The sequence below is a fragment of the Pantoea sp. nfd-35 genome (genome assembly GCF_056892255.1).
In genome coordinates this window covers 770,100-792,026 of the sequence record NZ_CP122403.1, presented here as the reverse complement: position 1 = coordinate 792,026, position 21,927 = coordinate 770,100, and the positions used below count along the sequence as shown (strand labels likewise).

18 protein-coding genes are annotated in these 21,927 nt (G+C 57.3%); 2 read left to right on the top strand and 16 right to left on the bottom strand.

The window, feature by feature from the left end:
- Positions 1-19: 19 nt before the first annotated feature.
- Together prfC and P9J57_RS03790 are read right to left on the bottom strand one after the other, a co-directional pair.
- On the bottom strand, positions 20-1,606 hold the full coding sequence (gene prfC / locus P9J57_RS03795; protein ID WP_014594591.1) for a peptide chain release factor 3: 1,587 nt from the start codon (positions 1,604-1,606) through the stop codon (positions 20-22).
- 345 nt (positions 1,607-1,951) lie between these two features.
- Positions 1,952-2,551: a pentapeptide repeat-containing protein gene (locus tag P9J57_RS03790; protein ID WP_014605062.1), complete on the bottom strand. Its 600-nt coding sequence runs from the start codon at positions 2,549-2,551 to the stop codon at positions 1,952-1,954.
- Between the two features lie 414 nt (positions 2,552-2,965).
- Between P9J57_RS03790 and ftnA the strand changes: the two genes are divergently transcribed.
- A complete protein-coding gene (gene ftnA, locus P9J57_RS03785) occupies positions 2,966-3,472 on the top strand; it encodes a non-heme ferritin (RefSeq protein ID WP_013027178.1) in 507 nt (168 codons plus the stop codon).
- A gap of 49 nt (positions 3,473-3,521) precedes the next feature.
- On the opposite strand, the gene P9J57_RS03780 is transcribed toward ftnA, so the two are convergent.
- Together P9J57_RS03780 and P9J57_RS03775 are read right to left on the bottom strand one after the other, a co-directional pair.
- Positions 3,522-5,885: a glycoside hydrolase family 31 protein gene (locus tag P9J57_RS03780; protein WP_014594592.1), complete on the bottom strand. Its 2,364-nt coding sequence runs from the start codon at positions 5,883-5,885 to the stop codon at positions 3,522-3,524.
- 10 nt (positions 5,886-5,895) lie between these two features.
- Positions 5,896-7,206 (bottom strand): MFS transporter, encoded by a 1,311-nt coding sequence (locus P9J57_RS03775; RefSeq protein ID WP_013027180.1) that lies wholly within the window; start codon positions 7,204-7,206, stop codon positions 5,896-5,898.
- Positions 7,207-7,426: 220 nt separating this feature from the next.
- On the opposite strand from P9J57_RS03775, the gene P9J57_RS03770 reads away from it, so the two are divergent.
- The gene (locus P9J57_RS03770; RefSeq protein ID WP_015699526.1) at positions 7,427-8,491 is read left to right on the top strand and encodes a LacI family DNA-binding transcriptional regulator; all 1,065 of its coding nucleotides are present in this window, start codon (positions 7,427-7,429) and stop codon (positions 8,489-8,491) included.
- Between the two features lie 5 nt (positions 8,492-8,496).
- Here P9J57_RS03770 and P9J57_RS03765 read toward each other — a convergent pair whose 3' ends face one another.
- The 12 genes from P9J57_RS03765 to P9J57_RS03710 all read right to left on the bottom strand — a co-directional run bounded on the left by P9J57_RS03765 (position 8,497) and on the right by P9J57_RS03710 (position 21,915).
- Complete coding sequence (locus tag P9J57_RS03765) at positions 8,497-9,585, bottom strand: MBL fold metallo-hydrolase (protein WP_105078911.1); 1,089 nt, start codon at positions 9,583-9,585, stop codon at positions 8,497-8,499.
- The gene (locus P9J57_RS03760) at positions 9,573-11,315 is read right to left on the bottom strand and encodes an ABC transporter permease (RefSeq protein WP_014594595.1); all 1,743 of its coding nucleotides are present in this window, start codon (positions 11,313-11,315) and stop codon (positions 9,573-9,575) included. Before P9J57_RS03760 ends, P9J57_RS03765 begins: the two co-directional genes overlap by 13 nt.
- A gap of 2 nt (positions 11,316-11,317) precedes the next feature.
- Positions 11,318-12,319 (bottom strand): ABC transporter substrate-binding protein, encoded by a 1,002-nt coding sequence (locus tag P9J57_RS03755; RefSeq protein ID WP_483279393.1) that lies wholly within the window; start codon positions 12,317-12,319, stop codon positions 11,318-11,320.
- Between the two features lie 15 nt (positions 12,320-12,334).
- Positions 12,335-13,402 (bottom strand): ABC transporter ATP-binding protein, encoded by a 1,068-nt coding sequence (locus tag P9J57_RS03750; protein ID WP_029570654.1) that lies wholly within the window; start codon positions 13,400-13,402, stop codon positions 12,335-12,337.
- A gap of 74 nt (positions 13,403-13,476) precedes the next feature.
- Entirely contained in the window at positions 13,477-15,183 is a 1,707-nt protein-coding gene (gene olsF / locus P9J57_RS03745; RefSeq protein WP_013027186.1) for a bifunctional ornithine lipid synthase OlsF, read from the bottom strand.
- A 335-nt stretch (positions 15,184-15,518) separates the two neighbouring features.
- Complete coding sequence (locus P9J57_RS03740) at positions 15,519-16,121, bottom strand: cupin domain-containing protein (protein WP_013027187.1); 603 nt, start codon at positions 16,119-16,121, stop codon at positions 15,519-15,521.
- A gap of 384 nt (positions 16,122-16,505) precedes the next feature.
- A complete protein-coding gene (locus P9J57_RS03735; protein ID WP_029570655.1) occupies positions 16,506-17,405 on the bottom strand; it encodes an ABC transporter substrate-binding protein in 900 nt (299 codons plus the stop codon).
- A gap of 9 nt (positions 17,406-17,414) precedes the next feature.
- Entirely contained in the window at positions 17,415-18,209 is a 795-nt protein-coding gene (locus tag P9J57_RS03730; protein ID WP_015699521.1) for an amino acid ABC transporter ATP-binding protein, read from the bottom strand.
- A complete protein-coding gene (locus tag P9J57_RS03725; protein WP_014594602.1) occupies positions 18,193-19,119 on the bottom strand; it encodes an amino acid ABC transporter permease in 927 nt (308 codons plus the stop codon). The genes P9J57_RS03730 and P9J57_RS03725 overlap by 17 nt, the downstream gene beginning before the upstream one ends.
- A gap of 9 nt (positions 19,120-19,128) precedes the next feature.
- Positions 19,129-19,641 (bottom strand): GNAT family N-acetyltransferase, encoded by a 513-nt coding sequence (locus P9J57_RS03720; protein WP_014605056.1) that lies wholly within the window; start codon positions 19,639-19,641, stop codon positions 19,129-19,131.
- A 10-nt stretch (positions 19,642-19,651) separates the two neighbouring features.
- On the bottom strand, positions 19,652-20,590 hold the full coding sequence (locus P9J57_RS03715) for an ABC transporter substrate-binding protein (protein WP_029570656.1): 939 nt from the start codon (positions 20,588-20,590) through the stop codon (positions 19,652-19,654).
- 11 nt (positions 20,591-20,601) lie between these two features.
- Positions 20,602-21,915, bottom strand: a complete 1,314-nt coding sequence (locus tag P9J57_RS03710) for an LLM class flavin-dependent oxidoreductase (RefSeq protein ID WP_033776602.1) — start codon at positions 21,913-21,915, stop codon at positions 20,602-20,604.
- Between the last annotated feature and the right edge of the window lie 12 nt (positions 21,916-21,927).

The window sequence follows — 21,927 nt, the reverse complement described above, 5'->3', positions numbered from 1 at the left end:
ATGGCCCTGAAAGCACGAATTAGTGCTCGCGGGTTTTACGGAATGTCACATCAGGATAGCGTTCCTGAGTAATATTCAGATTCACCATGGTGGGAGCGATATAAGTCAGGTTATCACCGCCATCCAGCGCGAGGTTCACCTCATTTTTACGCTGGAAATCTTCGAACTTTTTGGCATCGCTGCACTCGACCCAACGTGCCGTAGAAACGTTAATCGCCTCATAGATGGCTTCAACGTTGTATTCGCTTTTCAGACGCGCGACGACCACGTCAAACTGCAGGACACCAACTGCTCCCACAATCAGGTCGTTATTGTGAACCGGACGGAACACCTGAACCGCGCCCTCTTCCGACAGCTGGACCAGCCCTTTCAGCAGTTGCTTTTGCTTCAGCGGATCGCGCAGGCGAATACGGCGGAACAGTTCTGGCGCGAAGTTCGGAATACCGGTGAACTTCATGTTCTCACCCTGGGTAAAGGTGTCGCCGATCTGAATCGTGCCGTGGTTGTGCAAGCCGATGATATCGCCCGGATAGGCTTCTTCTACGTGCGAACGGTCGCCCGCCATAAAGGTTAACGCATCAGAAATCACGACGTCTTTGCCGGTGCGCACCTGGCGTAGCTTCATGCCTTTTTCATAACGGCCTGATACCACGCGCATAAACGCCACGCGGTCACGGTGCTTGGGATCCATGTTAGCCTGAATCTTGAACACGAAACCGGTAAATTTCTCTTCTTTTGCCTCAACCTGGCGGGTATCGGTCTGGCGCGGCATGGGGCGCGGCGCCCACTCCACCAGGCCATCCAGCATATGATCAACGCCAAAGTTACCCAGCGCAGTACCAAAGAACACCGGAGAGAGCTGACCGCTAAGGAAAGCCTCTTTTTCGAATTCGTGCGAGGCGCCCTGCACCAGCTCCAGCTCTTCACGCAGCTGTGCGGCCAGCTCTTCGCCGACGGCCGCGTCGAGGTCCGGGTTATTCAGGCCTTTAACGATGCGCACTTCCTGGATGGTGTGCCCTTTACCGGTCTGATAGAGATAAGTTTCATCGTTATAAAGGTGATAAACCCCTTTAAACAACTTACCGCAGCCTATTGGCCAGGTGATGGGCGCACAGGCGATTTTTAACTCACTTTCCACTTCATCCAGCAGTTCCATCGGATCGCGGATGTCACGGTCGAGTTTGTTCATAAAGGTCAGGATCGGCGTATCGCGCAGGCGCGTCACTTCCATCAGCTTACGGGTACGATCTTCAACGCCTTTCGCTGCGTCGATCACCATCAGGCAGCAGTCAACGGCGGTCAGCGTACGATAGGTATCTTCAGAGAAGTCTTCGTGCCCCGGCGTATCCAGCAGGTTTACCAGGCTGTCACGATAGGGAAACTGCATAACTGACGTCGTGATTGAAATACCACGCTGCTTTTCCATCTCCATCCAGTCAGACTTCGCATGCTGGTTGGAGCCGCGGCCTTTTACCGTACCGGCGGTCTGGATCGCCTGTCCGAACAGCAGGACTTTTTCGGTAATTGTGGTTTTACCGGCATCCGGGTGCGAGATAATCGCGAAGGTGCGGCGGCGTGCCACCTCTTCTAAAAAGGGATTAGACATGAGTGAATTCTTCTCAACGTAGCCACGCGCTAACAGGCGCGGCAGATAAATCACGGTGGCCGGCAGAACCTTACCGGCGGATAAACGGTGCCAAATGCGACTTTATGTCGTCGCGGGGTGAGCGCAAAGTTACATTGGCGTGCTTCCGGTTACCTGGTCAACTTTAAGGCGGCATAGCATACAATATTTTGTGCTATTGGCCTACAGCGTACGGAAGAGAAAGTGGCGTCAGTCAGAAACGGCAGGCCGTCGCACCGGTAGCGCGTCAGGGTGGCCAGGCGTTACCCCGAACGAAACCTGCCCCATAAAGCGTATCCGTGGGGGCTGCTACTCCCCAGGCCTGGACTAATCGACGAGTTCGATGCCCAGACTTTCCAGCAAACAAACCGCTTCCAGGCGAGAAAATTTGGCTTTATCGACCGTGTTATGGAAGATATTGATGGCGTAATTCCAGGATTCTGTGAGATCTGCGCCACGTAGCACGGTGTGATTGAATAAACTGCCCGTGAGGTCCGATTCGGTGAGCGTTGCGCCGGTTAAATCGCACTCCCTGAAATCCACCTCTGTCAGTTTGCATGCCTCCATTTTTAAGCCCTGCAACCGCAGCCCAAAAAAAGAGCCGCTGGCCAGAATACATTTCTGAAAATGCAGTTCGTGATCCAGATAAAAATCGGGCCAGTAGGCTGTCGTCCAGTCAATGCCGGTCAGCTTGCACTCATTGAAGTGAACGCCAAAGAAGCGGCTATTGGATGGGTTCAGCAGGCTCATATTGCAGTGATTAAACACACAGTTGATGAACTTGCAGGCCGAAAACACCGCAGAGGTAAAGTTGGCGTTATTGAATTCGCAGTCTTCAAAATGCGTTTCAGCGATCGTCAGACCGGTGAAATCTTCTTTTGAAAACTGGACGTCGTAAAATTCAGCATGGCTTTTGACAGATTGCATATTCACCCTGAGGGTTAACGGTGGCATTTCACGAAAAGTTTATGCGATTTCTTCGCGATGAACCCGCATAAGATTCACCTTCACGCCTTGCCTCACAAATCTCTGGTCAGGCATTTCTTGCGCATGCGCTGCAGCCAGTTCATCGCCGGGTCACCCTTGCCTTCCTGCCAAGCCGCATCCAGCCTGACCTGCCGGTAAAGGAAGCCGCACGGAAGCCAGGCGCACCGGCTTAGGGAGTGACAACTGGCGACCCGAAAATCTGACCACAATGATAATCGCTCGCATTCAACAGTTGAAATAATTCTTTTTAAATCAACCAGATAAATTGCAAATTTTTCAATAAAAGGCTTCCCATTCGTTACCAGCCTGTTGCATAATTCACCACTAATTTATTAACACTCAAAGGACGCGGCCATGCTGACTGCTGAAATGACTGGACGTTTAAACGACCAGCTGAACCTCGAATTTTTCTCCGCCAATCTCTATTTACAAATGAGTGCGTGGTGCAGCGATAAAGGCTATGAGGGCGCAGCGTCCTTCCTGAAAATGCATTCGCGTGAAGAGATGGAACACATGCAGCGCCTGTTCGACTATCTGAGCGATACCGGTGCTATGCCGGTGCTGGGCAGCATTGCTGCACCGCCCGTTGCCTACAATTCACTGAACGAAGTGCTGATTCAGGCGCTGGATCACGAGAAGCTGATTACCAGTAAAATCAATGAACTGGCGCACTCAGCGATGACAACGCAGGACTATTCAACCTTCAACTTCCTGCAGTGGTATGTTGCAGAACAGCATGAAGAAGAGAAGCTGTTTAAAACCGTGCTGGATAAACTGGCGATGGTTGGCGATAGCGGTAACGGTCTGTTCCTGGTCGATAAAGACCTTGGACGCATGAGCACCGAAACCCACTCCGCCTAAAATAAACCGGCCCACGCAGGTGGGCCGGTAGTGTGATTTGCGCTCTGGGTTACGCCAGTCGGTAACAGGTTGTCATTTCCCCGTTGACCCACAACGGACGCTTCTCGCCCGGCGGTAAGCTAATCGCCATATCACGCCACGCTGGCTGATAATCTCCCCGCTTTTCAATGCTCAGCTCCAACCGTGACGCGCTGCTGGTTAACGTCCAGCTCAGCCAAAGCGCATTGCCCTTCTGCCAGCCATGCGTTTCTCCGTCGTCGTCAAACAGTTCGCCGGAGGTGGTCGCATTGCCCGGCGCAGGCCACAGCTGCAGTTCCCGTACGTTATCACGCTGCGCATCGGTGGTACTTTCACACTGTCCCAGTGGAATGGCAGCACCGGCACGGACCAGTAACGGCAGACGATCCAGCGGCGCATCCAGCATTACCGACTGGCCCCCCGCCAGCCAGCTACCGCTGTGCCAGTCATACCAGCCGTGGGCGTTATCTGGCAGATAGACCTGGCGCTGACGGGCGCCCTGCTCAACCACGCTTGCCACCAGCAAATCGCGCCCCAGCATGAAATCATCGCACTCGTCATAGGTGCGCGGATCGTGCTCGTGATCGAGGAAGGTTGGCCGCAGCATTGGCTCATCCTGCTCGCTGGCCTGCCAGGCCAGCGTATACAGATACGGCATCAGGCGATAACGCAGGCGAATAGCCTCACGAATCATTGATGTGGCTTCCGGATACATCCAGGGCTCGTTGACGGTGTGATCGTCATTCCATGAATGAATAGTAAAACGGGGATGCATCACGCCATTCTGTACCCAGCGCACAAACAGCTCCGCATCCGGTTTATCGCCGGCAAACCCGCCCACATCGTGCCCGACATTAAACAGGCCCGACAGACTCATTCCCAACCCCATACGGATGTTATAGCGCAGGGTTTGCCAGTTTGTCCGGTTATCCCCGCTCCACGTCTGCACATAGCGCTGCATGCCTGCGCAGCCTGAACGGGAAATCAGGTACGGCCTTTTTTCCGGGGCAAAGCGCTGCTGAGCCTCCATCGAGGCGCGCATCATCAGCAGCGGCATCACCGGTCGGATGTGCTTAATCGCAATGGGTTGGCCAAAGCCATAGCAGCGTGCTTCGCCGTCCCAGACTTCATATTCGTTATTATCGTTCCAGGTCGAATCGATCCCTTTTTTCAGCAACTGCTCAGTGACGTTTTGTTGCCACCACGCCACCGTTTGGGGATGGGTGAAATCCAGATGCGAGCCTTCATCATCCCAGAATACGGAACGCTCAGGCCGATCCTGTTCCGAATCGCGGATAAACAGCCCCTGATCCGCCACTTCTTTATAACGTGGATGATCCTGTAACAGGCAGGGCTTGATGTTGGCCGCCAGCTTCATCCCGGCCTGATGGAAAGCAGCGCACATGGCATTGGGATTCGGCACCTTGTCATAGTTCCAGTTGAACACGTAGCGCTTGTTATTGATGGAGGTGTAGCCCGACGACAGTTGAAACGAATCGCAGGGAATCTCATGCTCGCGGCACAGTTGAATAAAGGACAGGAGCTGTTGCTGCGCATCAGGCGCATCCGTGTAGTGCATGGTGGAGCCGCTGTAGCCCAGGCTCCACTTCGGTTGAAAGAGCGTCCGGCCGGTGAGGCGAACAAATGCCTTGGTCACCTCCAGCAGCGTCGGGCCCAGCATCATGTAGTAATCCAGATCGCCCGCCTCTGCGCGGTAACGGCGATAAGGCAGATGATAATTATCTAACTCATTCCCCAGGTCCAGCCAGCTGCTGGTGAGGTTATCGTAAAACAGCCCGAAGCTGACGCCGTCACGCTGGGTCAGCGTGAAAGGAATATGTTTGTAGAGCGGATCGGTACTGGCAGCGTTATAGCCCATCGCATCCAGATTGCGCATTTCGAAACGGCGATTGACCCGGTTGAGATCGCCGCTCTTTTCACCCAGGCCGTAAACCCGGTCCTGCGGCTGACGACGCTGATAATGTTCCACACCATCGCCATGCATGTTCAGCAGGTAAGCCCCGGTATGGCGATCGACCGCCAGCGGCTGCCAGTCGGTGCCGTCAAAATGTTCCCAACTGAGGCAAAGGGGATAATGCACGGTAACCCGCAGCCGGTCCGTGGCCAGACGGATTTGTTGCGCCTCCTGTTGCAGGGTAAAGGCGGGCAGCGTAAAACCTTCCAGCGATTCGCGGTCGCGCCCCTCCCAGGGCACATCCTCCTGCGGGGCAATGCTCCAGGTGCGGTTCAGCGCCAGTTCCCCGTCGCGTTTCAGCAGCACGCGCATCAGGCCGTTTTCTAATACGTAAATCCGTAAAAAGTGACGCTGCTCGACTTTCAGTTCGACAAAATGCGGCGTTTGTTGATGTAGCGTCCATGTCTTAAGTGTTTTCATGAGATTACCCTCACTGTTTAGCAGTACGTTGGCGGCGTTCGGCAATAAACATCACCAGAAAAACCGCGCCAATCAGATCAAAAAAGCCCATGGCAATAAACAAGGGATTGAAGCCAATGGTGTCGGCGGTAACGCCGATAATCAGTGAAAAAATAAAGCTGGCTATCCAGGCGCAGGACCCGCGCATGCCGTTGACCGTCGCCATCTGGCGGCGATCAAAACGCTCAACCACCAGCGCGCTCAACATGCAGGAAATCACCTGGTGGCCGAAACCGCCGATGGAGATCAGGGCAATGGCAAGATAGGGATCTTTAACCAGCGTCATCAGTGCCAGCGAGATCATCAGCGCGGCCCCGGTGACGGAACTGGCGACGATGGAGTTCACGCGGGAGCAGCCAAACCAGCGCACGTAGAGTTTTGTCAGGTAACCGCTGGCGACGCTGCCGAAGTCAGCGGCCAGGAACGGCAGCCAGGCGAACATCACGATCTGCTTCAGATCCATGCCGCGTTCATTGGCCAGGTAGAGCGGCACCCAGAAGCTCAGGACCGCCCAGGCGGGCTCGGCTAAAAAAGCCGGAATAGCGATTCCGTAAAACTTCTTCTCTTTCCCAATCACTTTCATCGCAGTGAAAAACGGCAGCTTTTCGCCGATGACTTCGTTGTCCTGGGTAATAAACGCCCGCTCCTCATCCGAGAGGCGCGGATGGCGTTCAGGCGAGTGATAGCCCCACCACCAGAGCGCCACCCAGATCAAACCCAGCCCGCCGGTGAGCAGGAATGCGCCCTGCCAGCCAAACGAGATATGCGCGATATAAATAATGGGCGGAGCCAGCATCGCGCCGACGGAAAAGCCAACGCCCGCCCAGCCTGCCGCTACCGGCCGCTCCTTTTTCGGAAACCACTCCCCAATGGCCTTGGCATTCGCGGGCGTGGCTGCCGCCTCTGATGCACCCATCACAAAACGTAACAGCGCCAGATGCAGCCAGCTTCCTGCCCCGGCGTGCAGCAGACAGGTGACAGACCAGATAACGGCGCAGATCAAAAAGCCCACTTTCAGACCGATAACATCAATTAACCAGCCGCACACAGGCTGAAACAGCGTATAGGCCAGTTGGAAAGCCGCCACGACCCAGGAATACTGCTCCGTGGTCATATTCAGGGTGCTTTTCAGTTCCGGTGCCAGAATCCCCAGGGAGTTACGGGTGATGTAATTCACCGTGACGCCCAGCAGGAACATGCCCAGCATCCACCAGCGCAAATTTTTAATCATCCGCAGCGGGCGCGACGACGCGTGAGTGCGGGTGGTCGAGTCGAGACTCATGATGAAACTCCTGTAGCCAGTGATTGACGCGTTGCCGCGCAGCGAGCCTGTTTATCTGATCCGACCTTAAAAAAGCCGAAAACGTGGGTACAGCCCATTTTTTGCAACCCTTTTCATGGCACTATCGGGAAATAACAAAAATGCCCTTGCAGACCAGCAGGGACACGATTCAGCACCCTATGAAAATTTTTTCATTTGCAGATTTGAGGGCGATCACAGAATGAAGCAAAGCTTAAAAGTGAGCGAAATTGCCGCCCTGAGCGGCGTGTCGATCAGCACGGTTTCGCGCGTCCTTGCCGGGAAAGCCAATATTCGCGCCGCCACGCGCGACAAAGTGTTACGCATCGCCCAACAGCAAGGCGTACTGGATAATCTTCAGCATGGTCGGCTGTTGCTTAATGACCTGATGGTATTTGCGCCACCGCGGGCATTCGATATCCGCACGGATATCTTTTATTACAAGGTGATCCAGGGGATCAGCGAAGCCGTTAAACCGCACGATGTGCGGTTGCGCTACTGCCCGCTGGAAGAAGTGGAAAGTGATGCCGCGCTGTTTATCGACAAGATGCAGCAGACGGAAGCCGCGCTGTTGATCGGTATCGACGATGAACACATTCATCAGTTGGCGGCCGAAATGAACAAACCCTGCGTGCTGATCAACGCCCGCGACCGCCGAATGCGCCTGCCCTCGGTCTCGCCGGATCATCAGCTTATTGGTGAGTTTTCCGCGCGCTATCTGTTTGAACAGGGCCATCGGCAAATTCTGTCGCTGCACTGCCTTCGGCGTTACACCATGGAGCAGCGGCTTCAGGGCGTACGCGATGCCTGGCATGCCATGAATCTGCGCTTCGACAGCCGCCAGCACCTGATTACGCTCAACAGTTTTAGCAGCAGCGAAGCCAGCGCCTGTCTGGGCGACTATTTGCGTCGCTGCCCGCAGGCGCAGCGCCCTACGGCGATTCTGGCGAGTGGCGATTATATTGCCGCCGGAACGGTGCAGGCGTTACAGCAAGCGGGCCTGCGGGTGCCGGAAGATGTATCCGTGATGAGCATGGATGGTTTCAACCTGGCCACCGTGCAGGAGATCCCGTTAACCTCGGTTCAGGTTCCGCGAGACGAACTGGGCGAGGCCGCCGTCAAAATGCTTCAGGCGCTGCGTTTAGATCCAAACCTGCCGCCCGGTAATCTGCTGCTGAACGGCAAGCTGGTGGTACGCGACTCGGTACGCCGCATCCGGGATAATCCGGGTCATGCGCCGGTGCAGCAGCACGGGCTTTACAGCTAATGCGATCAGGCAAAGCTTTCCCAGCGGGATGACAGCGTAAAGTGACGCTGCCAGCTGAGCGTGGCAGACGCTCGGGCGATTAACTGCTGGCACAATGCCGGCTCGACGAAAGCGGGAATGACCTGTTCCGCTCCGCTGTGTTTGATCAACGCCAGTTGATCGTCCAGCGGGGGATGGACATTCCAGGGCAACCACTGCGCTGAGCCGTTTTGTAGCATCGCGAAGGCCCGCGTACCGCGAGCGACATGACTGCTAAAAATCAGGTTGAACTCGTGTCGCTGGCTCAGCAAGGCGGCCAGGCCGCTGTCCGCCACCGCATCGGCCGCGACGATAACGCTGTCAGGTCGCCATTGCGCAGGCGTCGGCTCACGCAGCAACGGCAGCAACGCCAGCGCCGTGGCGGCCGGCAGCGCATTTTGCGCCAGCAGCTGTGACACGTCTTCCCGCACCTGCGGGCACAGCACCACCGGTAATCCTTTTGCTCGTAGCCGCAGTGCCATCTCCGGGCCTCTGCCGTGCAACGGCGCCGTGACCACCGCCCCGTGGCGGGCAGCCTGTATCAGCGCGTCAACCTGCTGATTAAGCCGCTGATGACGGTCGCCGTAAGAGGCATCGGTAATCAACCAGCGCGCCCGTGGTGGTCGGTCAAAAGGCAGCAGCAGTGATTCGCGACTCCAGTCGCCCATATAGGTGATGCCGCCCGCGACCGCCAGGTGAAACCAGACGGATCCCGGTGAGTGGCCGCTCCGGCCGGTAAACAGATTAAGCGGGCCAACCGCGCACTGCCCGCGTAAGGGCAATGCGTGCCGCGATCGCCCAGGTACTGGGCACTCTCCCAACTGCTGCCAGGTCAGCTCCGTGGCGTAAACCGGCGGCGATCCCAACGCCTGCCAGCTGTCGAGTGCACCTGTATGGTCTCCATGAGAATGGGTCAGACAGATGGCATCGACGTGCCCCGTGACCGTTAAATCCGGCCTTACGCCGGGCTCCGGCCCCGCGCCCAGATCCCACAACAGGCGGTATCCCTGAATCTCAAGCAGGAAAGCGGCGGGCAACTTTCCCCCCACACCGCTCACCACGGTCAGGCTTGCCATGGCAATACTCCCTGCGGCAAAGCGCGCGTCAGGCGCGTCGCCAGCAACATCAAGGTCAGAACAACCAGAATCATCAGGCATCCTACGGCGGCAGCCAGCGGTGCAGAGCCGCCCTCATCAAGAAAGATAATGGTTGGCCCAAGGGTTTGCGTATCGGAGGTCACCAGCAGCACCGAGACCTGAATTTCGTTCAGCGCGGTCAGAAAGACCAACAGGCTTCCCGCCAGCGCAGACGGCGCCGCCAGCGGCAGTAAAATATCGCCCATGCGGCGCAGAAACCCCGCCCCACACAGACGTGCGGCCTCATCCAGCGAGGGGTCAATTTGTGCGAAGCCCGCCAGAGTGGGGCGCAAGACTAAGGCCAGGAAGTTGGACAGATAGGCGGCGAGAATGATCCAGACCGTGCCGTAAATCGAGACCGCCAGCAGAGGAAGCGGCGGCAGAAAAAACAGGATTGCCGCCACACCTGTCACGATACCGGGCAGCGCATAAGTCAGCTCGCTGGCAAACCACAGGCCGCGCACCAGTCGCGTGCGTCGCCAGCTCAGGAAGAAAGCCAGAAACAGCGCCATGACCGTGAGCATCAGCGTCGCCAGCGAGGTGAGCCACAGGCTGGTCGCGAAAGCATGGCGTATTGCGGGATAGCCCCACAGCGCCTGATAAAAGTTTTCCAGCGTCAGGGTCTGCCACGTCAAGGCCTGACCAAAGCCGCGCGTCAGCGCACTGGTCAGCAGCGCGCTGACCGGCATGATGAGCGTAGCCGCCATCCACAGCCAGGCCATCACCTCCGTGGGCAGCCGCGCGCCGTTAAGCGGTTGCTGAAACGGGCGCGGCGAGCCACTCACGCGAACATCACGCCGTCCACCCAGCCAGCCGCTCAGCATCATGCCGGTTAAGGTGATCAGCGCAATCAGCAAAGAATAGACGGCCGTATCCGGCAGCGCACCGGGGCCAATGGCGTTAAGTTGCTGATAGACCAGCGTAATTAAGGTCGGCAGGCGTGCCGGAATGCCCAGCATCGCCTGAATACCAAAATTACCCACGCTTGCCACAAATGCCAGCGCTGCGCCCGCGAAGATGGCGGGACGCGCCAGCGGTAAAATAATGGTGCGCAGGATTTGCCCGTGCGAAGCGCCGCTAATCTGCGCGGCTTCCACCAGTTCTGCCGGTAAACGGCGAAGCCCGGCACGCACCGTCAGGAACACCAGCGGCGCATTGTGCAGGCCCAGCAGCAGCACGATTCCGCCCCATGAATAGAGCGGTTGTTCACCCGGCGCGAACCAGGGTAAACCCAGCAGCTGAAACAGCGATGCCAGCAGGCTGCCTGGCGCCAGCGCCTGCAGCCAGGCAAGTGCCGTCACCTGTGGCGGAATCATCAGGGGTAAGATAAAGGCGAAGACCCAGGCTGCTTTAGCGCGCATATCGCTCAGCGCAACCAGCCAGGCGGCGAGCGTGCCAAGCAACAGCGACAACAGGGTGGCGCTCAGCCCGATGCTTAAGGTCGTTAACGTGGCGCTGAGTACCCGGCGGCTGATCAACAGCTGCGTCAGCCGTGTCAAATCCGGTACGCCCTGCGGGGCTATCGCTGTCCAGATCAGCCGGGTAAAAGGCGCCACGGACAGCAGCCCGATCGTCAGCACCAGCAGCCCTAGCACCCAAGGTTCAGCGCGAAAACGCCAGCGCGTGCGATGCACCCGGCGAGGCTGACAGTCGTTACTCAGCACGCTCATTCTCAGCCACCGAACAGCGCGGTAAACTGTTCCCGCACCTGCGCATCATCGGCCACCGCCTTCTCCACGTCCGGGGTCAGCAGTTTGATCTGGTCTACCGGAACAAAGCCTTCAGGCGCGGCAATGCGGTCATCGACCGGCCGGTTACCCTGCTGAACCACCAGTTTCTGTCCCGGCTCTGACAGCAGAAAATCCACAAAGGCTTTCGCGGCAGGCAGGTTATGCACCGATTTCATAATGGCGACGGGTTCCGTGACGTAAGACACGCCCTCTTCGGGATAGACCAGGTCGATGGGCGATCCCTGCTTTTTGGCCCGGATAATGTCGGCATCGGTAATCACACCATATTTATCCAGTCCACTCGCTACGGCTTTTAACGCAGGTCCGTTACCGCCCTGCGGCGCGATGCCCAGCGCCGCCAGCTGTTTATAGAAGTTCCAGCCGATGTCAGGCGTCGTGATATCCGTGTGCAGCTTATACAAGGCAGCCCCGGAGTAAAGCGGACTGGGCATGGCAATTTGCCCTTTGTTGTCCGCGTTTAGCAGGGCTTTCCAGCTGTTAACGGGTTTAGCGCGCTGCGTGTTGTAGGCAATCACGGTGGCGATAATTTTGGTGCCAAAAAAGGTTTTATCCCGGTCATAAAAGGCGGGTTTCAGGTGATCGACGGGCGCATCCTGATACGCATAGAGCTGCTTCTCTTTCTTCAGTGCGCCAAGGTTGATGGCGTCGGCAACCAACAGCACGTCGGGCTTCACCTTGCCGCTCATCATTTCCGTGTGCAGCACGTTCATTAACTGCGTGGTGCCGTTGCGCGTCCATTCCACCTGAATACCGGGATAGGCCGCTTTGAACGCGTCCATAGTTTGCTGCGCAATTTCCGGTGCCTGCGAGGTGTAGACCACCAGCGTGCCGGAAGGCTTATCTGCCGCCTGTGCCAGCGTGGGGCCTGCCAGCTCAGCCGTGAAGAGCAGAGATGTAACCGAGGTAAGCATGAGTTTTTTCATACTGTCTGAAGTCCTTTATGCGGGAAGAATCCAGCCGTCAGTCACGGCAATATTTACGGTGTCGTTAACCCTGAGAGCAGAGACATCGTCAAGGGCCAGCGTGATGGAAACCTCAGGCTCTGCCTGTGGAGACAGATGGATATCGTAATGGCCGCCGCGGTAAATCAGGCGTTCAACCCTGGCGGTGAAATGGCCGGTTTCGTCAGCCGCAAGGCGGAAACTGGCCCGATGAAAGCTGGCTTTACCCTGCGGCAAGGCTGTCTGATGCGCGGCACAGCGCAACCGCATCCGTGTACCAAACAGCATCACCGATGCCTGCCCCTGGCCTGTCGGTTCAATCTCTTTTACCGGCAGCACGCGCCCCTCATCAATAAAGGTGGCGACCATCTCATTAGCGGGCTCACGCCACAGGGTTTGTGGTGAAGCAAACTGCATGACCTGCCCCGCATTCAGCACCACAACGCGATCGGCGAGCGCCATCGCTTCGCGCTGATCGTGGGTGATATAAATTAAGGTGGCCCCGCTGTGACGGTGAAAACGGCGAAACTCCTCTTCCATGGCGGCACGCAAATGCACGTCAAGGTTAGCCAGAGGTTCGTCAAGCAGGACCAGCCGGGGCTTTGCCACCAGGCAGCGGGCCAGGGCTACGCGTTGTCGCTGACCGCCGGACAGATCGGCCGGGCGGCGATCGGCAAAGGCCAGCAGGTCGACCAGCGCCAGGGCCTGCCGGATACGTTCTTCCCGATCGGCACGGTTTACGCCGCTGACTTTCAGGCTGTAGCCTACGTTTTCAGCCACCGTCATATGCGGCCACAGCGCGTAGTTTTGAAACACCACGCCAAGATCGCGGTTTTCGGGAGGCAGATGAAAATCCGGGGAGGCAAACAACGTGTCGTTCACCCAGATCTCGCCGCGATCCAGCGTTTCAAATCCGGCGATTAACCTGAGTAAGGTCGTTTTGCCGCAGCCGGAGGGGCCCAGCACGGCGATAAACTCACCCTGCTGGATCTCCAGCGAGACCGCCTCAAGGACCGGCTGCGCCGCGAAGGCTTTATTCAGCCCGGAGAGTGAAATTGCGGCCATGTTGATGTCGCCTTTGCCGTGTACGTTTTGTGCAAGACGTTACGACAGTTTGATGACAGGACCGTGACACCGGGCTACTTCGGCAGATGGACCGCCACGTAGCGCTCGTAGCGCGATGGCTTGATTTTGGTTAAATCTGCCAATACCAGCCCATCAATACAGTTGTTAAAGTCCGGGTCGCTGCCGAAATCAATAAACTGCACCCCGCCTGGCTCATAGACTTCGCAATACTGTTTGTAGAGCGTGGGAATGGCGACGCCGAGGTTACTGAGCAGCTGCTTCAGCCGCTGAAGATCCTCTTTGTAATCATTGCCGCTAAACTGGGCCAGTACAGCAGGCAGAGAGGCCGGATAAGGACAGCGCGAGGTCGCCAGCGGAAAGTCCGTTGGGAAATAGATCCGATAGAACGCGACCAGCAAATCGCGCGCCGCCAGCGGCATAGTGCCAGAGATGGAAACCGGTCCGAACAGATAGCGCACCTCAGGATATCTGGCCACGTAAGCCCCGATGCCAAGCCAGAGATAGTCCAGCCCGCGTTTACCCCAGTAGGCGGGCTGAATAAAGCTGCGGCCCAGTTCAATGCCCTGACGAAGAATAGGGATCATGCGTTCGTCGTAATGGAACAGGCTGTGACTGTAGAGGCCTTCCATGCCGCGTCGTTCCAGCTGTTCGCCACCGGGGATAAACCGGTAAGCACCGACGATTTCCAGCTCTGCGTCGTCCCACAGAATCAGGTGATAGTAGTCATCATCGTAGCTGTCGAGATCCCGTCGGCGACCGCTGCCCTCACCGACGGCACGAAAGGCAATCTCACGCAGTCGTCCCAGTTCACGCAGTATCGGCACCCAGGTCGCCCCGTTACGCCGCCACAGATAGATCTTCTTGCCGTCAGGCGTATTGCCCAGCAACTCGCTTTGCAGCAGAGCCTTTTTCAGTTCGGCACGATCTTCCGCCAGCGCGATGGCGGATTCTGTCTGGAAGAGCCCTTTTTTGCCCTGCCCCAGGCGGTAAACATGTTTTCGCACGCGCTTTGCCAGCTCTTTGCCGGGCGTATGGCCATCGTGCCAGTGCGCGAAGGGGATCTGCGCGCCGATACGCAGTTTGATGCGCATCCCGCGTTGTTTAAACATTTCACGCACCAGCATCAGCATCGCCACGGACGGTGCGACTTTCGCGGTGGCATAGAACAGTGAGCTGTTTCGACCTTCGACATGCACCGGTACCAGCGGCGCGCGCGCTTTCGCGGCCAGGCGCAGAAAGCTGTGATGCCATTCGCGATCGCGCACGCCGGCGCTGGTCAGGCGGGACACTTCGCCCGCCGGGAAGATAATCAGGACGCCCTGATTGCTCAGGTGCTGTTGCATGTGCTGCAGCTGCTGGCGGTTGGTGCGGTTACCGATATTGTCGACGGGTAACATCAGGCTGTTGAGCGGTTCCAGCAGCATAATTAGCCGGTTCGCCACGATTTTCACGTCGCGGCGAACCTGAGATATCGCATGCAGTAACGCCATGCCGTCGATGGTACCCAGTGGATGGTTCGCCACGATCACCACCGGTCCGTGCGATGGGATCTGCTCCAGATCGCGCTCGCTAAGTTCGCAACGGACGTCAAGATGTTCCAGTACCTGCTCGACCATATCCAGCCCTTTCAGGTGGGGATAGCGCGCGGCAAAGCGCTGGAATTCATCTTCACGTAGAATCCACTTCAATATCCGTTTCTGCCAGTTGGCAGGACGCTGGTTCGGCCAGAAACGTTCAATGACCTGATCGACTGAAAACATAGTTAACCTTTCGTGCCTGTCCCGGAGATACAGCGAAAGTAAGTCGCATTGTTTGCACTTTTATGAATTACGGCAGGTCGGCAGGCAAATTTGTTGGCGCGGTCAGCGGCACATGAGCGCCTAAACAGGTTTTCATCAGGAAAAACAGCAAGATAAGACAGGATATTTCGCCGGCTCGGCGCGGCGCCGGGATATGAAAAATCTTAATACTGGTTGCTATAAAGGCGCTAACGTCTCCTGGCCGCCTCTCAGTAGGAGGCAGCGGGGCCGGTTGCCGCTGCCAAACCTCTGCAGCCACGTCTTCATCCCTTTTGGGCAGCCGGTCCCTGTGCGCGCTACGGGTTGTGCATCATGGCGGCAACCGGGGTCCAGATCTCGGTCATCGCGCCCGCTTTACCCGTAAAGGGATCCCGTTTTGGCAACGGGACTTTTTTCACTTTTTCCTGGGACAGTTTGAGCTGGCCGATTTCATCGCGCAGAATTTCAGGCTTCAGCCCTTCAGGATAGGCACCTACCGCCAGGAAATCTTCGCTGGCGGAAACCTGTCGATGCCCGACACCCGCAGGGATCAGCACGGCATCCCCTGCCCGCAGGGTAATCATGCGGCCACTGTCGCCCCCAAACAGCACTTCCGCCCAGCCTTCAGCGACGCCAAGAAGCTCATGCGTATTAGGATGGTAGTGCATATAGGGAAACAACTGATCGCGCCAGTCAGGCGGCCAGCCATTTTTTTCAAAGGTTTCCTCGAACCAGGTGGCGATATTCTCTTCGTCCTCCGGCACCACGCGTGGCCAGATAATCAGCGGCAGCGGATTGTTTGGTACGCCAGCAGACGGGCTGGCGAACATCAAATGTTGTGGGTTATTTGATGCCCCAGCTGAAAATGTGCCTGCTGCGAAAGACATCAGCAACATCAGACTGGAAGTTTGGGCAGTCATACAATGTCTCCTTTTTTTCTTTAGTGTGACAAAGGTCGCAGGGTTGGAATGTGCGCTATACATCACAATTTACATAATCACTCTAACTCGCTAACCAAAGCCAAATTAGTTGTTAACAATATCTCCTTAACCCGCTAAGTCTTTTTTATCTGGTAGGATTAATCTGTAAACGGTGCGGCGGCCATCGTTGCCCGCTGAACCGCCCGCTTTTTTGCCGCCGTCAGCGCGAAGATGAAGACCAATACCGCCAGAAAATGACGGGCCGATGACACCGCCCCGATCTGCTGCGCGGGCTGTTGCAAGGAAATAAAAAAACCCGTCAGGGCTGACGGGTCGGTGCACATTCATGGGCTTTAACGGAAGCGCCTGGCAGGCTCGTTTCACTCAGTAGACAATCCCGGGTGGATTAACCATCGAATGGGTAATCGCCTCATCCTGCTCGCCCCAGCGTTGTAACACCTGGCGATACTGCCCGCCGGCAATGGCGCCATCCAGCGCGGTTTGCAGCGCCGCGGCCAGGCCATTGCCTTTTTTCGTGGTCACCGCTACCCAGGCGCGGTAGGGCCCCTCGCCGACTAATTTCGTCTGGCCGCGTGACGCCACCTTCCAGGCCGCCACGGCGTGCGGACCAAACATCGCATCTGCCCGCCCTGAAAGCAGATACAGCGTGGCCGAGGCATCGTCGGTTAGGTAAATCGGCGTGACCGGTGGCAATCCTTTCGCCCGGTTCTGTGCGTCCCAACTGAGTAAAATACGTTCCTGATTGGTGCCGGAGGCCACGATGATGCGTTTGCCCGCCACGTCTGGCGGAGAAGTTATCGCGCTGACCGGACTGTCCGCCTTGACGGCAAAGGCGTGGTTATCGGCCCGATAGGTCGCAAAATCAAACTTCTTTTTCCGCTCTTCGGTCACCGCGATATTAAACATGGCCACGTCATAGCGCCCGGCACTGATCCCCAGCGGCCAGTCCTCCCAGGAAGCCGGTACCAGTTTAAGTTTCAGCCCGAGGCTGTCCGCCAGCAGGCGGGCAATATCCGGATCGCTGCCAATGCGGGTCACGTTATCCGCCGCCAGCAGCGCCAGCGGCGGTGAGTGAGTGGCTGAAGTCGCTACCGTTAACGTGCCGGGCTCAACAAAATGAAAATCCGCCGGAATTTTTTTAACCGCCTCAGGGTTCACCGGCGCGTGAATCGGCTGTTCATTTCGGGCGACATCCGGTTTTTCCTCGGCAAAAACCGCGCCGCTCACCAGCAGCGCGCACAGCGTCACACAGGCATATCTCATTCTGGCCCCTTAGAGTACGCGCGCCAGAAAGCGGCGCGTTCTCTCATGTCGTGGGTGGTTTAACACCTGGCTACTGCTGCCCTGCTCGACAATTTTTCCGTCCACCATAAACACCACGTTGTCAGCTACCTCGCGGGCAAATCCCACTTCGTGTGTCACGATGACCAGCGTGGTGCCCGATCGGGCCAGCTTTTTAATCACGTCCAGCACTTCGCCGACCAGTTCCGGATCCAGCGCCGAGGTTGGCTCATCAAACAGCATCACCCGGGGTTGCAGCATCAAAGCCCGGGCAATGGCAATGCGCTGCTGCTGCCCGCCAGAGAGATGCCGGGGCCACGCATCGGCCTTATGACGCAGGCCGACGATATCCAGTAGCTCACCGGCACGGATTATCGCTTCACGCTTCGAGAGCTGACGGTGCGCGATGGGCGCTTCGATTAAATTTTGCAGTACCGTAAGATGGGGAAACAGATTGAAGTTCTGAAAGACATAGCCCACGTTAATGCGCTGACGCAGAATCGCCCGCTCCTTCAGCTCATATAGCCTGTCACCCCGACGCTGATAACCAATGTAATCGCCGTCAATCTGGATAAACCCTTCATCCACGCGTTCCAGGTGGTTAATGGTGCGCAGCAGCGTCGATTTTCCCGATCCTGATGGCCCCAGAATCACCGTAACGGAACCGGGTGCCAGATCCAGCGAGACGTTGTCCAGCGCCTTGAGCCTGCCGAAACGTTTGCTGACGCCGGTAATGCTGATGGCTCCGGTGGTAGGGGATAAGCGGTAATCAATGGCTTCGGACATGGCCGATCTCCTCAACAGGATTAAGCGGTGCGACGCGAGTGCGCCATTGTCGCCAGCGCGACGGTTGGGGTTCACGGCTGACGCTGCGAGCCAGCCAGCGCTCAACGCTGTGCTGAATCACTGACAGGACGGTGGTGATAATCAGATACCAGGCCGCGCCGACCATCAGTAACGGGATCACTTCCTGGTTGCGGTTGTAGATCATCTGGATGGTGTAAAACAGTTCCGGCATCGCCAGCACATAGACCATCGCCGTGCCCTTCGCGAGGCTGATAATCTCGTTAAATGCAGTCGGAATAATGGCGCGTAACGCCTGAGGCAGAATGATGCGAAAGGTGCGACGCGACGCGGACAGCCCGAGGGCGGAAGCCGCTTCCACCTGACCATGATCGACACCCAGAAAGCCGCCGCGAATGATCTCTGCACTGTAGGCTGCCTGTACCAGCGTCAGACCAATCACCGCCGCGGGAAACTGGCCCAGCACGTTGATGGTCTGAAAATGGCCCCATGACAGCGAGGTAAAAGGCACGCCAAGAGAGAGCGTGTCATAGAGATAGGAGAAGTTGTAGAGAATGATCAGCACCACGATCAGCGGCAGCGATCGAAACAGCCAGATGTATCCCCATGCCAGGCTGCTTAACAGCCAGGACGACGAGAGCCGCGCCAGCGCCAGTACGCCACCGAACAGCAGGCTGAACACCGTGCCCAGCAGGGTCAACAGCAGCGTTTGCCCCAGGCCATGTAAAATTACCGGATCAAAGAACCAGCGGGCAAACACGCCCCATTCCCAGCGTGGATTAAACGCTACCGACTGCACCACGCCCGCCAGGATAAACAGCGCTACCACAGCGCCCAGGGTGCGGGCGGGATAGCGGGCAGGCACCACATGAAGTTGTTGTTGATGACGCATGCTCGCTCCTTAACTTGCCTGCGCAACGCTGTGCACGTCGATGACTTTGATGAAGCGTAAGCGTCCATCGTGCGGTGGCTGTCCGAAACGCTCCAGATCGCCACTCAGATCGAACTGCGGCTCATAGCCGTGGCCGGTATATAAGCGCACCGCCTCGGGCTGGCGGAAACCGGTGGTCAGAAACAGGCGCTGATAACCGGCGCGCAGCGCCCGTCGCTCCAGCTCTTTTAGCACCACCAGCGCCAGCCCCTGACGGCGCAGGTCGCCACGCGTCCAGATGCGCTTCAGCTCTGCCGTGTGCGCGTCGTAAGGTTTATACGCGCCCATGGCGATAATCTCGCCGTCGCGCTCCAGCACAATAAATAAGCCGTGCGGCGGCAGATACCATTCGGCCTGCTCCTGTTCCTGATGGCGGCTGAAATAATCGCCATAGCGGGCCGCATATTCACCGAATAAACCGGTCAGGATGGGCACCAGCTCGGGCGCATCCGGTGACAGCTCGCGGAATTGCAGTTCACTCATCATGCGCTCCTTAGTCACCCAGGCCCGGTGGATTAATCTCGGAATGGTCGATGCGTTCAACGCCCTCGCCCCAGCGATCCAGCACCTTCTGATAGTCACCATTTTGAATGACGCCGTTCAGGGCGGTGCTGATGGGTTCAGCTAACCCACTGCCTTTTTTTACCGTGACGGCAATGTGCGCGGCTTTCGGCCAGCCCCCATCAACGCTGCCAACCAGGCGGGTTTTGCCGTTGAGCGCGGCTTTCCAGGCACCGATCACGTTAGGGCCAAAGTACGCATCCGCTCGTCCGGCCTGCAGCGCCAGCGTCTGGGCGGCGTCATCTTTGGTGTAAATCGGCGTGAAAGGCTTAAGGCCCCTGGCCTGATTTTCTTTATCCCAGGCGAGTAAAATCGCCTCCTGATTGGTTCCGGACCCCACAATGATGCGCAGTCCGGCAATATCCTCGGCTTTAGTCAGCGACTGGATTGGGCTGCTGGTTTTGACGTAAAACCCCAGCGAGTCTTTACGGTAGGTCGCAAAATCAAACTTCTCTTTGCGCGCCTTCGTCACGGTGATGTTGGTAATGGCGGCATCATATTTTCCCGAGGCCACGCCGAGCGGCCAGTCTTCCCAGGAGGCCGGCACCACGTTGAGCTTCAGCCCCAGGCTGTCGGCCACCAGCCTGGCAATATCGACTTCGCTACCCAGCAGCGTTTTATTGTCATCCGAAAAAACAGTGAGTGGCGGGGAATTCAGCGCCGCTACCGCCACGGTCAACGCGCCCGGTACGGCAAAATGATAGTTGGCGGGCAGCTGCGCCACCGCGCTGGCATTTTCCGGCGTGTGGATCGGGGCTTTGTTGGCCTCAAGACTGACGCGCTGGCCATTTACGGCGACGCTGGTGCTTTCCGCCAGGCTGCCACCGCTGACGCTAAGCATCAGCAAGGCGATAAAACTCGTTTTATGCATAGCAAAGGCTCTTATTGTGAGGTGAATTGATTAACCGGCTGTGGCAAGGCAAAGCTGTCACGCAGCGTTCGGCCCGGGTAGTCACGTCGCGCTAACCCGCGCGCCTGCAAGACGGGCACCACCTGGTCAACAAAACGCTCAAAGGTATCAGGCGTACCGCCGTTGATGATGAAACCGTCTGCCGCCTGGCTTTCAAACCACAGTTGCAGGCCGTCGGCGACCTGCTCCGGCGTGCCATGAAACAGCGGACGTGGCGTGGCCGCTTCCAGCGCCGCCTGACGCAGCGTGTGCCCCTGCTCGCGGGCTTTGCGTTTAATCTCGTCGGTGGTACTGCGGAAACTGTTCTGGCCGATTTCACCGAGATCGGGAAAAGGCGCATCGAGTGGATACTGTGAAAAATCATGATGGTCGAAGAAGCGACCGAGATAGTTGAGCGCATCCTGGATGGAAACCAGCGCGGCGGTGGTTTGATATTGCTGCTCCACCTCCTCTGCATCTCTGCCGACAATCACGCTTACGCCCTGAAAAATATGCAGATCCTGTGGCTGACGGCCGTTTTTCACCAATTGCGCTTTAACATCCCGGTAAAAAGCCTGGGCTTCTTCTCGCGTTGGCTGATGCGTAAAAATGGCATCGGCATGACGCGCCGCCAGCTTTTTGCCGTCCTCCGAGGCACCTGCCTGAAAAATGACCGGTCGGCCCTGCGGCGTGCGGGAAATATTGAGCGGTCCCTGCACCTGAAAGAAGTCGCCGTGATGGTTAAGCGTGTGCAGCTTCGCGGGATCGAAAAACTGACCACTCTCTTTATTGCGAACAAAGGCATCCTGTTCCCATGAATCCCACAGCCCTTTCACCACCTGCAGATATTCGTCGGCAATACGGTAACGCAAGGCATGTTCAGGGTGCTGCTGGCGAGAAAAGTTCTTCGCCGACCCTTCCAGCGGAGAAGTGACCACGTTCCAGCCCGCACGTCCGCCGCTCAGGTGATCCAGGCTGGCGAACTGGCGCGCCACGGTAAAGGGCTCGCTATATGAGGTGGAGACGGTGCCTACCAGCCCCAGATGTTCGGTGACGCCAGCCAGAGCCGACAGCAGCGTTAAGGGTTCGAACCGGTTCAGAAAGTGGGGAATCGATTTTTCGTTGATAAATAAGCCGTCGGCGACAAACAGAAAATCCAGTTTGCCCTGCTCCGCTTTACGCGCGATTTTTTTCGCGTAGTCAAGGTTAATGCTGGCATCTGCCTGGGCTGCCGGGTGGCGCCAGGCCGACATGTTTCCAGAGGCGCCATGCAGAATGGTACCCAGTCGAAGCTGTCTTGTGGTCATGATGTGCTCTCT

Bases quoted from the DNA above. Each gene is read 5' to 3' on its own strand.
- prfC (WP_014594591.1), bottom strand. From the start codon at position 1,606: ATGTCTAATCCCTTTTTAGAAGAGGTGGCACGCCGCCGCACCTTCGCG.
- P9J57_RS03790 (WP_014605062.1), bottom strand. From the start codon at position 2,551: ATGCAATCTGTCAAAAGCCATGCTGAATTTTACGACGTCCAGTTTTCA.
- ftnA (WP_013027178.1), top strand. From the start codon at position 2,966: ATGCTGACTGCTGAAATGACTGGACGTTTAAACGACCAGCTGAACCTC.
- P9J57_RS03780 (WP_014594592.1), bottom strand. From the start codon at position 5,885: ATGAAAACACTTAAGACATGGACGCTACATCAACAAACGCCGCATTTT.
- P9J57_RS03775 (WP_013027180.1), bottom strand. From the start codon at position 7,206: ATGAGTCTCGACTCGACCACCCGCACTCACGCGTCGTCGCGCCCGCTG.
- P9J57_RS03770 (WP_015699526.1), top strand. From the start codon at position 7,427: ATGAAGCAAAGCTTAAAAGTGAGCGAAATTGCCGCCCTGAGCGGCGTG.
- P9J57_RS03765 (WP_105078911.1), bottom strand. From the start codon at position 9,585: ATGGCAAGCCTGACCGTGGTGAGCGGTGTGGGGGGAAAGTTGCCCGCC.
- P9J57_RS03760 (WP_014594595.1), bottom strand. From the start codon at position 11,315: ATGAGCGTGCTGAGTAACGACTGTCAGCCTCGCCGGGTGCATCGCACG.
- P9J57_RS03755 (WP_483279393.1), bottom strand. From the start codon at position 12,319: ATGAAAAAACTCATGCTTACCTCGGTTACATCTCTGCTCTTCACGGCT.
- P9J57_RS03750 (WP_029570654.1), bottom strand. From the start codon at position 13,402: ATGGCCGCAATTTCACTCTCCGGGCTGAATAAAGCCTTCGCGGCGCAG.
- olsF (WP_013027186.1), bottom strand. From the start codon at position 15,183: ATGTTTTCAGTCGATCAGGTCATTGAACGTTTCTGGCCGAACCAGCGT.
- P9J57_RS03740 (WP_013027187.1), bottom strand. From the start codon at position 16,121: ATGACTGCCCAAACTTCCAGTCTGATGTTGCTGATGTCTTTCGCAGCA.
- P9J57_RS03735 (WP_029570655.1), bottom strand. From the start codon at position 17,405: ATGAGATATGCCTGTGTGACGCTGTGCGCGCTGCTGGTGAGCGGCGCG.
- P9J57_RS03730 (WP_015699521.1), bottom strand. From the start codon at position 18,209: ATGTCCGAAGCCATTGATTACCGCTTATCCCCTACCACCGGAGCCATC.
- P9J57_RS03725 (WP_014594602.1), bottom strand. From the start codon at position 19,119: ATGCGTCATCAACAACAACTTCATGTGGTGCCTGCCCGCTATCCCGCC.
- P9J57_RS03720 (WP_014605056.1), bottom strand. From the start codon at position 19,641: ATGAGTGAACTGCAATTCCGCGAGCTGTCACCGGATGCGCCCGAGCTG.
- P9J57_RS03715 (WP_029570656.1), bottom strand. From the start codon at position 20,590: ATGCATAAAACGAGTTTTATCGCCTTGCTGATGCTTAGCGTCAGCGGT.
- P9J57_RS03710 (WP_033776602.1), bottom strand. From the start codon at position 21,915: ATGACCACAAGACAGCTTCGACTGGGTACCATTCTGCATGGCGCCTCT.